This is a genomic window from Marixanthomonas spongiae (assembly GCF_003095375.1).
Classification (GTDB): domain Bacteria; phylum Bacteroidota; class Bacteroidia; order Flavobacteriales; family Flavobacteriaceae; genus Marixanthomonas; species Marixanthomonas spongiae.
Genome location: NZ_QEHR01000005.1, coordinates 138942 through 150710 on the forward strand (window position 1 = coordinate 138942; position 11769 = coordinate 150710).

An 11769-nucleotide genomic window follows, 5' to 3' on the forward strand; every position below is an offset into this window, starting at 1 on the left:
TTTGATTTTCAACTGTTAAAAGTAAGTTGTGGCTGTTGCCTTACAAAGAAACGGTGTATGTAAAAAAAGCCATTGAATCAATAATACTTCTGTAAAAATCGGGCTTTTTATGAAGCTTCTTCTTCCAAAGCAACCTCCAGTTCATCGGTCATTTCCAAATTGTGATAAACGTCCTGAACGTCATCATCGTCTTCAAATGCTTCTATAAGGTTCACAATTTGTTTTGCTTGTTCGACAGCTAAAGTTTCTGTGTTTAAAGGAATGCGTTGCAGTTCGGCATTGTGTGGCTCTATTTTTAAGGATTCCAGTTTTTCTGACATTTTTCCGAAGTCCGTGAAATCGGTGTAAATTACAAAAAAACCATCCTCATTTTCAAATTTGGTAGCACCGGCTTCAATAAGTTCCAATTGCAGTTCCTCCAAATCCCAATCCAGGTTTTCTTTTTTCAGGGTAAACACGCCTTTGCGGTCAAATAAAAACTCCAACGAACCGTTGGTGCCCAAACTACCGTTGTGCTTGGTAAAAATAGAACGAACCGATGCCACGGTGCGGTTGGTATTGTCGGTAGTGCATTCAACATAAAAAGCGATGCCGTACGGGCCGTAGCCTTCAAAGGTCATTTTTTCGTAGCTGTCGGCATCGGCGCCCGAAGCTTTTTTTATAGCCCGTTCAATGGTGTCTTTGGGCATATTGACACCTTTTGCATTTTGTATAGCGTTACGCAACGCGGGATTGGTTTCCGGATCGCCATTTTGGTTGTTTTCCTTTATTGCAACGGTGATTTCTTTTATTACCCGTGTAAATTGCTTGGCGCGTTTTTTATCTTGGGCACCTTTTCTGTGTTTAATATTTGCCCATTTACTGTGTCCTGCCATTATCGAATAAAAATTATAGGGTTAACGGTTCTCTGAGTGTCAAAGTTAAAAAAAAAGATACAAGTAGCTCTCTCCTTCGTTTATGAAGGGTTGGGGCAGGCGAAGCAGGGTGGAGCGTTTTTGTGAGCGCTTAATTTTACCGTATATTTACAAAAAATCTTTTCTATGAGCGAAACGTACAAAGCCGTGGTCAATGGCTCGCAGGAGTTTTCATTGCTTCGGAAGGAAATAGATGCACTGGACGCCGTTTCAGAAACAAAAAACGCCTTGCACTTGCTTCAGGACAACAAATCGGTCACGGTCAATGTGATTTCTAAAGACCTTATCAACAGAACATACACGATTAAAGTAAACGGAAACCGATATACCGTGCATATCGAAACCGAACTCGATGCGCTTATCGCTGAAATGGGCCTTTCATTAGGTGCCAATGCCGTTGAAAATGAAATCCATGCCCCAATGCCCGGATTGATCTTGGAAGTGAACGTAAAAGAAGGCGATGAAGTTTCTCAAGGTGATCCATTGTGCGTGCTAGAAGCTATGAAAATGGAAAACGCCCTGGGAGCACCCAGTGACGGCGTGGTAAAGACCGTGCACATCGCTACGGGGGAAACGGTAGGTAAAAACGCATTGTTAATTGAATTGGAAGACTAAATGGACATAAAAAAAATATTGGTTGCCAACAGGGGTGAAATCGCCCTTCGCGTGATGAAAACCGCCCGGAATATGGGCTTGAAAACGGTTGCTGTTTTTTCGGAAGCAGACCGAAATGCCCCACACGTTAAATTTGCAGATGAAGCCGTTTGCATTGGCCCACCACCTTCTTCAGAATCGTATTTGAAAGGTGATTTAATCATTGAAACTGCTAAAGAATTAGAGGTTGACGCCATTCATCCCGGCTATGGATTTTTAAGTGAAAACGCTGATTTTGCCGAAGCAGCGGAAAAAGCAGGACTGATTTTCATCGGGCCAAAATCGCATGCCATTAAGGTGATGGGAGATAAATTGGCCGCTAAAGATGCCGTAAAGGATTACGATATTCCCATGGTGCCTGGAATCGATGAAGCCATAACCGATGTTGACAAGGCAACAAAAATTGCTAAGGACATTGGCTTTCCTATTCTAATAAAAGCTGCTGCCGGCGGTGGCGGAAAAGGGATGCGTGTGGTAGAAGAAGAGAAAGAACTGGCCGAGCAAATGAAACGCGCCATCAGTGAAGCCGAATCGGCTTTTGGCAACGGCGCAGTGTTTATCGAAAAGTATGTCGCTTCCCCACGGCATATCGAGATCCAAGTCCTGGCCGATACCCACGGGACGATACTTCATTTATTTGAAAGGGAATGCAGCATTCAACGGCGGCACCAAAAAGTAGTGGAAGAAGCACCTTCTTCTGTTTTAACGCCTGAATTGCGTAAAAAAATGGGCGAAGCAGCCGTTAAAGTAGCCAAAGCCTGCGACTATGTCGGTGCCGGAACGGTAGAGTTCCTGCTCGATGAGAACCACAACTTCTATTTTTTGGAAATGAACACCCGGCTACAAGTGGAACATCCGGTAACCGAGCTTATCACCGACATTGATTTAGTAGAAGAACAAATTAAAATCGCCGACGGACAGAAATTATCAATTGCCCAAGAAGATTTAAAAATTAATGGCCATGCATTGGAATTGCGGGTGTATGCAGAAGATTCCCTTGATAATTTTATGCCGAGCGTAGGTACATTAAATGTATATCAACCGCCAAGAGGAGAGCATATTAGAATGGACGATGGTTTTGAAGAAGGGATGGAAGTGCCTATTCAGTATGACCCGATGTTGGCAAAATTGATTACCTACGGAAAAACCCGTAACGAAGCCATTCAGCGTATGATCGAGGCCATTGCCGCTTATGAAGTGGAAGGCGTGAGCACCACTTTGCCTTTTGGAAAATTTGTTTGCGAGCATGAAGCCTTCAGAAGTGGGAATTTCGATACGCACTTTGTAAAGAAATTTTATTCCGAAGATTTATTGAAAGAAGAAATTAAAGAAGAGGCCGAAATAGCAGCTAAAATTGCCTTGAAAACCTACTTGAAAGAAGTTGAACAATTACGGGTGCCAAAACATTAATATCGATAGAGTTTATGAGCGATACAAATAAAGAATTAAAGAAAAAGATAGCCGAAGCAAAGTTAGGCGGAGGCGAAAAAAGAATAGCAAAACAACACGAAAAAAAGAAACTTACCGCGCGTGAGCGAATAGAATATCTATTAGACGAAGGTTCTTTTGAGGAAATGGGCATCCTCGTTACCCACCGTACCACCGATTTTGGTATGGACAAACAAAAATACTATGGTGATGGGGTGGTAACGGGATACGGCACGATACACGAAAGGCTTGTGTATGTCTTTGCTCAAGACTTTACCGTTTTTGGCGGGGCATTATCTGAAACTCATGCCGAGAAAATCTGTAAAATTATGGATCATGCGTTGCGGGTAGGAGCGCCAGTTATTGGTTTAAATGATTCTGGTGGGGCTCGAATTCAAGAAGGAGTGCGGTCGTTAGGAGGGTATGCCGATATTTTTTACCGAAACGTGCAGTCTTCCGGGGTGATTCCGCAGATTTCAGCGATTATGGGACCTTGTGCCGGTGGAGCCGTGTATTCGCCAGCGATGACCGATTTTACGATGATGGTACAAGACAGTAGCTATATGTTTGTAACGGGACCTAACGTAGTAAAAACCGTAACCAATGAAAATGTAACTTCAGAAGAATTAGGAGGCGCTCATACCCATGCAACCAAAAGCGGTGTAACACACTTTACCGCGAGTAACGATATTGTTTGTTTGGAGCAGATAAAACAATTGTTAAGTTATTTGCCTCAAAACAATCAAACGACACCTGAGTCACTACCGTATGAACTGGAAGATGAGGTGCGGGAAGAATTGGAAAGCATTGTACCGGATTCTTCAAATAAACCGTACGATATGCACACGGTAATTAGTGGTATAATCGATACCGATTCCTTTTTTGAAGTACATAAAGATTATGCAGACAATATTATTGTCGGTTTTGCTCGATTAGGCGGACGCAGCATTGGTATTGTTGCCAACCAGCCGATGAGCCTTGCTGGCGTTCTCGATGTGGACAGCAGTAAAAAAGGAGCGCGCTTTACCCGTTTTTGCGATGCGTTTAATATTCCGTTGTTGGTGTTGGTAGATGTGCCGGGTTTTTTACCGGGAACCGATCAAGAATGGAACGGGATTATTTTAAACGGTGCCAAGTTGTTGTATGCATTGAGCGAAGCAACCGTGCCAAGAGTAACCGTGATTACAAGGAAAGCGTATGGAGGAGCCTATGATGTTATGAACAGTAAGCACATAGGGGCCGATATAAATTATGCTTGGCCCACGGCCGAAATCGCAGTGATGGGGGCCAAAGGTGCCAGTGAGATTATTTTCAGGAAAGAAATCGCCGCTGCCGATGATCCGGCGTTGAAGCTTTCGGAAAAAGAACAGGAATATGCCGAAACGTTTGCCAATCCGTTTAAAGCAGCCCAACGCGGATTTATAGACGAAGTGATTCAGCCAAATGAGACGCGGAGAAAGTTATTGAAATCGTTCGCTATGCTTGAAAACAAACAAGTTGAAGTGCCAAAACGCAAGCACGGCAATATTCCGTTGTAGGGATTTACCCGTTAAAAAAGTGATAGGTTTCAGCTTGAAAAACCCTCTTTTGTTAAAAATAATTTAAAAAAATAAAGATTAAAGAGGATAATTTTTAGTTTGGAATATGTTTTGTTACCATTGTACCGAAAGCAATAAAAATTAAAATAAAGAATAATGTCACAATTCAAAAAAACAACATTAGTATTATTTGTAACCCTTTTAGGCGGTTTGTCTTTTATGCAAGCACAAAATTTACAGGCCCAGTCTAAAGTTACCGATGCCGAACTGGAAAAATTCGCCGATGCTTTTCAGGTGGTGCAAATGGAAAACCAAAAAGCACAGCAGCAAATGGTAACGGTCATTCAGGACAACGGTATGGAGGTAGAGCGGTTCTCTACCATTCAGCAAGCGACTTCAAACCCTAACCAAGAGGTGGATGCCACAGATGCCGAAATGAAAAAACACGAAGCCATTATGGCCGAGATCAAGAAAATGCAACCTGCCATTGAAGCCAAAATGGAAAAAGCGGTAGCAGATTCTGGAATTACCATAGAGCGTTATCAAGCCATTGGAACTGCGTTGCAATAGGATAAAAGCTTGCAGCAACGTTTTCAGAACATTATGATGAGCAAAACAAAGCAAAATTAAGTAAACAAAATACGTTTGAGGAAGGGATGCGAAACCGTGTCCCTTTTTTTGTACAATAAACCTGGTATTTGGTTTGTGCAAGTAATGTAAATGATTATTTTTGCAACTTGATTTTGGGATATAGCTCTTCGACTAGCTCTTAGGGTCGCAGCTCAGGATAAACTGCACTACACCAAGTGTAGGTTTTTATCAAAATAATTTCGGGATGTAGCGCAGTCCGGTAGCGTACACGCCTGGGGGGCGTGGGGTCGCAGGTTCAAATCCTGTCATCCCGACTTAACGGAAAATGACTTGGTTTTTGGCCAAGTCATTTTTTTTTTTGCGATAGGGTTGCTTGAAGATTAAAAACCCTGTCATCCCGATAATTACACTGTCAACGGACACTATATTATTACAATCTTTTGAAAATATATTACTTACAACTTTATTGAAATCAGAAGATTGGCTTTATCATCAACTGAAAGGCTATCTAAATTATTATCAAAACTTTTATTGCATTGGTAATTAAATGGGGTTGAGTTTCACCTGATTTGACTTTCCTAAATTAAATATTCACTTAAAGCAAGAGTATAGGCAGACTTCAAAGATTTTCCATATATTTTTTTTTACTCGTTATATAAATTTTATTCCGCGAAATTTATTCAATCCAGTTTTCAAAATTCCATTGAATAATTCCGGATGCACGCCTTTCTTTAAATAACTTGTTCTTAGGTTGGCAAAATTGCCCATGGTGGCTATATGCTATCATATGTGAGCAAGCCACTGATATTGAATGCCTCTATTTAAAGGTTTCCAGGGCGGTTATAATATGTTTGAAGATGTTCATTAAAATGATCCCGTAGCTCGACATTAGTTAAATCGGTTAAATATACGTATATTCAGCAGTGGAGCATAATGAGATAGTCCGGATAAAATGAGTCTATATAGGGTTAGTTCGTCTGCCATTGGTCAAACTGACAGTTACAAAGCTAAAGGGACAAATCTGGAGCCCTTCCAAAGTAAAATTCCATTCGTTGATAAAGTATCTTAAACGCCATTGGACTGCACGAAAATAAATTGACAGAAACTTAAAAAATTAAATTATGAAAGCAGCTATTCTTAAAGAAACAGGAGGAGTAGATCAACTGGAGGTGAAGGATATTCCAACTCCTGAAATAGGTGATGACGAAATTCTTGTGAAAACCCAAGTAGCCAGTATCAATCCCATCGAAATAAAAACGCGTAAAGGAAATAGGTTTAGCGAGCAATTACTGCAGCACGATTATCCTATTTTAGGTTGGGACGCCAGTGGAGTGGTTGAAAAAGTAGGAGAAAATAGTACCGCGTTTAAACCGGGCGATAAGGTTTTTGGCATCATCGGGTTCCCCGGCTTCGGGAAAACTTATGCCGAATATTTTGTGGCCGAAGAAAAGCACTTGACCCGTATTCCTGACGGCGTAAGCTTTGCAGATGCTGGAGCTAGCACCATTGCGGCCATTACTGCCTATCAGGCCCTGAAATATTTCGGAAAATTAGGACCGAACACCAAGGTACTAATCCACGCGGCTTCCGGGGGCGTAGGTCATTATGGGGTTCAGTTTGCCAAACATTTTGGCGCTGAGGTCTGGGCCACGGCTTCAGGACCTAAAAAAAGCTTTGTAAAAGAAATGGGTGCTGATCATTTTATTGATTACAAAACCGAAAAATTTGAGGACGAAGCACAAAATATGGATGTGGTTTTCGATTTGATTGGCGGGGATTATATCGATCGCTCTATAAAATCCTTGAAAAAAGGTGGTGTATTAATAAGTATCCCCAGCGCGACCAACGAGGCGGTTGAAGAAAAAGCTAAGAAAGCAGGATGCGTTGGGGTACGATTCAGCCTTAAAAACAAAAAAGAGGATATGCAAGCCATTGCCCAGCTATTAAAAACCGGGGAATTAAAACCTTTTATCGCCAATAGTTTTACGCTTGACGAAATTAGGGAAGCGCATAAAGAATTGGAGAAAGGCCATACTAAAGGAAAGATTTTAGTAAGTTTTTAAAAAGCATACGGTGATGAATCCATAGACTTTATATTCCCATTAGCCAATATAATTGTCAAGTCGTAAAAATTATGTAAATTTATAGTATTCTGAATATAAGAATTGTACATCAAAAAAACAGCTAATAACCTTTAATAAAAAAGCAAAAAAAAATTAATTAATTAAAAAACTAAAAAAAATGGCTAAACTAAATGCTATCGGACTGGACAAGGAAAAGTCTAAAAAACTTTCAGAAAAACTTAATGAACTGCTTGCAGATTATTCCATCTTTTATCAAAATATCAGAGGGTATCACTGGAACATAAAAGGAGATAAATTCTTTGAGCTGCATGACAAATTTCAAGAGCTTTATGAAGATTTATTTGTAAAAATCGATGAAGTGGCAGAGCGTATTCAAACCTTGGGACACACCCCAGATCACCAATTTTCAAAATATTTGAAAGATGCAAAAGTTGAAGAAAGCACCGAGGTTGCCGACGGTGTAAAAGATGTAGAAGATACACTTGAATCGCTACAAATAATTATCACTTTACAACGTGAAATCCTAGACCTGTCTGCCGATGCAGAAGATGAAGGAACCAACGCACTAATGAGCGATTACATACGGGAACAGGAAAAATTGGTTTGGATGTATTCTTCCTATTTAAACTAAATCAGTAAACAAGAAAATAACCAATCATGGCAGAAAAAGACGACAAAAAGAAATTATTTTCAGTATCTGGAAGACCTATTGCTGAGAATCAAAACGTTAAAACAGCAGGAAAACGAGGCCCCATGCTTCTGGAAGACTTTTGGTTTCTGGAAAAATTGGCGCATTTTGATAGAGAAGTGATCCCCGAAAGAAGAATGCACGCTAAAGGCTCGGGAGCATTTGGAACTTTTAAAGTTACCCACGATATTTCGCAATTTACCAAAGCAAAACTCTTTTCGGAAATCGGAAAAGAAACCCCTGTGTTTGTACGATTCTCCACCGTGGCGGGAGAGCGTGGTGCTGCCGATGCCGAGCGCGACATTCGAGGTTTTGCCATTAAGTTTTACACCGAAGAAGGAAATTGGGATCTAACAGGTAACAATACGCCTGTTTTCTTTTTACGCGATCCGTACCGTTTTCCCGATCTTAACAAAGCAGTAAAAAGAGACCCGAAGACCAACCTTCGTGATGCCAACAACAACTGGGATTTTTGGACCCTGTTGCCCGAAGCATTACATCAGGTTACCATCACTATGAGCGAGCGGGGCATTCCTAAATCATACCGAAATATGAACGGTTACGGTAGCCACACCTTTAGCTTGATCGACGCCGAAAATAAAAGGGTTTGGGTGAAATTTCATTTTAAAACCGAACAGGGAATAGAAAATTTGAGTAACGAAGAGGCCGGGGCCATAATTGCCGGAGACCGGGAAAGTCACCAGCGCGATTTATTCGATGCTATTGAAGAAGGTGATTTTCCACGTTGGAAAATGAAAATTCAGGTAATGACCGAAGAGCAGGCAAAAGAATGTCCTTTTAATCCTTTTGATCTGACCAAGGTTTGGCCACACGGCGATTATCCGTTGCACGACGTAGGCGTATTGGAGTTAAACAAAAATCCGGAAAACTATTATGCAGATGTGGAGCAAGCCGCGTTTAACCCGGCCAATGTGGTTCCCGGTGTAGGATTTTCACCCGATAGGATGTTGCAAGCCAGGTTGTTTTCCTACGGTGACGCGCAGCGTTATCGACTGGGCGTAAACCACTATCAAATTCCCGTAAACAAACCCAAATGTCCGTTCCATAACGCTTCACGGGATGGAAGAATGCGTGTAGACGGCAACGAAGGGGCTACCCTTCATTACTTTCCGAACAGCTATGATCAATGGGAAGAACAAAAAGAGTTTACCGAGCCGCCTTTGCCATTGGAGGGCGCCGCAGATCATTATGATTTTAGGGAAGATGATGACGATTATTATACCCAACCCGGCAACCTTTTCCGGTTGATGAATGAGGAACAGAAAAATCTTTTATTTAAAAATACCGCGGCTGAAGTTGGTGGTGCCGAAAAGTTTATTCAGGAAAGGCATATTAAGAATTGTTATAAAGCCGATCCCGACTATGGAAAAGGCGTTGCCAGTGCTTTAAATATTGATATAAACGATATAAATCTGAGTTAAGAAGCAATTCTTCAACAGATCCGAACATTTTTTCATATTCTAAAATAAGAATCTTATGTTTTTAACACCAAGGGAAAGAGATAAACTCATGATTGTCGTTGCCGCCGATGTGGCAAGACGACGAAGGGAAAAAGGATTGAAACTCAACCATCCGGAGGCAATGGCCCTAATTACAAATGAAATTATGGAAGGTGCCAGAGAAGGCAAGACCGTGGCAGAGTTAATGAAATATGGAACAACGATCTTAACCCGTGAAGATGTGATGGAAGGAATTCCAGAGATGATCCCCGATATCCAAGTAGAGGTTACCTTTCCAGATGGTACTAAATTGGTTACTGTGCATAATCCTATTAATTAAATTTATAATCCTAAAAAACCACTGTTATGATACCCGGGGAATATATACATAAGAAAACCGACATTGTTTGTAACGAAGGCAGAAAATCAATCAAGCTTCTCGTTACCAATACGGGAGACCGTCCCGTTCAGGTTGGCTCGCACTATCACTTTTATGAAGTTAATGACGCCTTTGATTTTGATCGTGACAAAAGCTATGGAAAACGGCTCGATATTCCTGCCGGTGCCGCTGTTCGTTTTGAACCGGGAGACAAAAAAGAAGTAGAACTAATTGATTATGCCGGTAAACGCGAAGTTTATGGGTTTCATAATAAGGTTGACGGACCATTAAAAAAATAAGCCTATGAGTTTTAAAATGAACAGGGAACAATACTCCCAAATGTTTGGACCTACCACTGGCGATTCAGTACGTCTGGGTGATACAGATATATTTATCAAGGTTGAGAATGATTATACAACATATGGAGAAGAAGTGGTTTTTGGCGGCGGAAAGGTGATTCGCGATGGTATGGGACAACATCCGTATATTACTAGGGCAGAAGACGATCGCGTGCCAGATGTAGTCATTACCAATGCGCTTATATTAGATTATACCGGTATTTTCAAGGCCGATGTAGGTATTAGGGATGGTAAAATAACCGGTATAGGAAAAGCAGGAAATCCATTAGTGCAGGATAATGTAGATATTGTTCTGGGAACAGCTACTGAAGTCATTTCTGGCGAAGGTAAAATTCTTACTGCAGGAGCTGTAGATACGCATATTCACTTTATTAATCCCGCACAGGTTGATGTAGCTTTAGCCGGTGGCACGACTACTTTAATAGGTGGTGGCGCAGGTCCAGGAGCAGGCTCAAGAGCAACCACAGGGACTCCCGGTCCTTGGAATATAAAAACCATGCTAAAAGCCATTGAAGGGCTTCCAATAAATATAGGACTAACAGGAAAAGGTCATGCAGCCAGTTTGGGGCCGTTAAATGAGCAAATACGCGCGGGAGCTGTTGGGCTTAAAGTTCACGAAGATTGGGGTGCTACGCATTCGGTAATTGATTATGCTTTGCAATGTGCCGATCAATTTGACGTTCAAGTGGCTTTACATGCGGACACCTTAAACGAATCGGGCTTTTTTGAAGACACCATGAAGGCTATTGATGGTCGTGTGCTTCACATGTATCACTCAGAAGGTGCCGGTGGTGGTCATGCGCCAGACTTGATCCGTTCGGCTGGTTACAATAATATTTTGCCGGCTTCTACAAACCCAACGCTTCCCTTTACCGTGAACACTGTAGATGAACATCTGGATATGGTTATGGTGGCACACAATCTCAACCCATCTATTCCCGAAGATTTAGCCTTTGCCGATTCCCGTATTCGTGCCGAAACCATTGCTGCAGAAGATATTTTACAGGATATGGGCGTATTTAGTGTGGTTAGTTCAGATTCCCAAGCAATGGGACGTATAGGTGAAACGGTGCTTCGTACGTGGCAAGTCGCGGATAAAATGAAAAAACAACGCGGAACCCTGGAAGGAGATAGCAAACATGCCGATAATAACAGGGCAAAGCGATATGTAGCAAAATATACCATTAATCCAGCGCTTGCTCATGGTATTGGAGATTACGTTGGTTCTATCGAAAAAGGAAAAGTAGCCGATTTGGTGCTTTGGGATCCTGCTTTTTTTGGTGCAAAACCAGACATGGTGTTGAAAAACGGAGTAGCCGTTATGGCCTTGATGGGTGATGCAAACGCTTCTATCCCTACGCCACAGCCTATGATTCACAGGCCAATGTATGCACAATACGGCGGGGCACTCGCCCAGAGTTCTATTACTTTTGTTTCTTCATACGCTTTTGAAAACGATATAAGAGATGAATTGAACCTGAAGAAAAAAGTCTTGCCGGTTAAGAATATTAGGAATATGACGAAAAAGAAAATGAAACTAAATTCTGAAACACCTGATATTGAAGTGGACCCTCAGACTTATGAGGTAAGAATTGGTGACAAAGTGCTTACCTGCGACCCTGTTAAGGAAGTGCCTTTAGGCCAGCGGTACTTTCTATTTTAAAAAAATTGAAA

General features: G+C 41.5%; 11 protein-coding genes and 1 tRNA gene. 11 read left to right on the plus strand and 1 reads right to left on the minus strand.

The features are described 5' to 3' along the window. Nucleotides 1-107: 107 nt before the first annotated feature. On the minus strand, nucleotides 108-875 hold the full coding sequence (locus DDV96_RS08820) for a YebC/PmpR family DNA-binding transcriptional regulator (RefSeq protein WP_116694398.1): 768 nt from the start codon (nucleotides 873-875) through the stop codon (nucleotides 108-110). Between the two features lie 165 nt (nucleotides 876-1040). Here DDV96_RS08820 and DDV96_RS08825 point away from each other — a divergent pair, with 165 nt between their 5' ends. From DDV96_RS08825 to ureC, 11 genes are all read left to right on the plus strand, one after another. Continuing rightward, on the plus strand, nucleotides 1041-1529 hold the full coding sequence (locus tag DDV96_RS08825) for an acetyl-CoA carboxylase biotin carboxyl carrier protein subunit (protein WP_116694399.1): 489 nt from the start codon (nucleotides 1041-1043) through the stop codon (nucleotides 1527-1529). Nucleotides 1530-1535: 6 nt separating this feature from the next. Beyond that, the gene (gene accC, locus DDV96_RS08830; RefSeq protein ID WP_116694571.1) at nucleotides 1536-2978 is read left to right on the plus strand and encodes an acetyl-CoA carboxylase biotin carboxylase subunit; all 1443 of its coding nucleotides are present in this window, start codon (nucleotides 1536-1538) and stop codon (nucleotides 2976-2978) included. 14 nt (nucleotides 2979-2992) lie between these two features. Then, nucleotides 2993-4534 (plus strand): acyl-CoA carboxylase subunit beta, encoded by a 1542-nt coding sequence (locus DDV96_RS08835; RefSeq protein ID WP_116694400.1) that lies wholly within the window; start codon nucleotides 2993-2995, stop codon nucleotides 4532-4534. A 156-nt stretch (nucleotides 4535-4690) separates the two neighbouring features. Beyond that, nucleotides 4691-5104, plus strand: coding sequence for a DUF4168 domain-containing protein (locus DDV96_RS08840; protein WP_116694401.1), 414 nt, complete (start codon nucleotides 4691-4693; stop codon nucleotides 5102-5104). A 261-nt stretch (nucleotides 5105-5365) separates the two neighbouring features. Continuing rightward, a tRNA-Pro gene (locus DDV96_RS08845) sits at nucleotides 5366-5439 on the plus strand. 807 nt (nucleotides 5440-6246) lie between these two features. After that, entirely contained in the window at nucleotides 6247-7188 is a 942-nt protein-coding gene (locus DDV96_RS08850; RefSeq protein ID WP_116694402.1) for an NADP-dependent oxidoreductase, read from the plus strand. A gap of 178 nt (nucleotides 7189-7366) precedes the next feature. Further along, a complete protein-coding gene (locus DDV96_RS08855; protein ID WP_116694403.1) occupies nucleotides 7367-7840 on the plus strand; it encodes a Dps family protein in 474 nt (157 codons plus the stop codon). A gap of 26 nt (nucleotides 7841-7866) precedes the next feature. Then, nucleotides 7867-9339: a catalase gene (locus DDV96_RS08860; protein ID WP_116694404.1), complete on the plus strand. Its 1473-nt coding sequence runs from the start codon at nucleotides 7867-7869 to the stop codon at nucleotides 9337-9339. 55 nt (nucleotides 9340-9394) lie between these two features. Further along, a complete protein-coding gene (locus DDV96_RS08865) occupies nucleotides 9395-9697 on the plus strand; it encodes an urease subunit gamma (protein WP_072875681.1) in 303 nt (100 codons plus the stop codon). Nucleotides 9698-9723: 26 nt separating this feature from the next. Then, nucleotides 9724-10035, plus strand: coding sequence for an urease subunit beta (locus tag DDV96_RS08870; RefSeq protein WP_116694405.1), 312 nt, complete (start codon nucleotides 9724-9726; stop codon nucleotides 10033-10035). Nucleotides 10036-10039: 4 nt separating this feature from the next. Further along, on the plus strand, nucleotides 10040-11758 hold the full coding sequence (gene ureC / locus DDV96_RS08875; protein WP_116694406.1) for an urease subunit alpha: 1719 nt from the start codon (nucleotides 10040-10042) through the stop codon (nucleotides 11756-11758). Nucleotides 11759-11769: the final 11 nt, after the last annotated feature.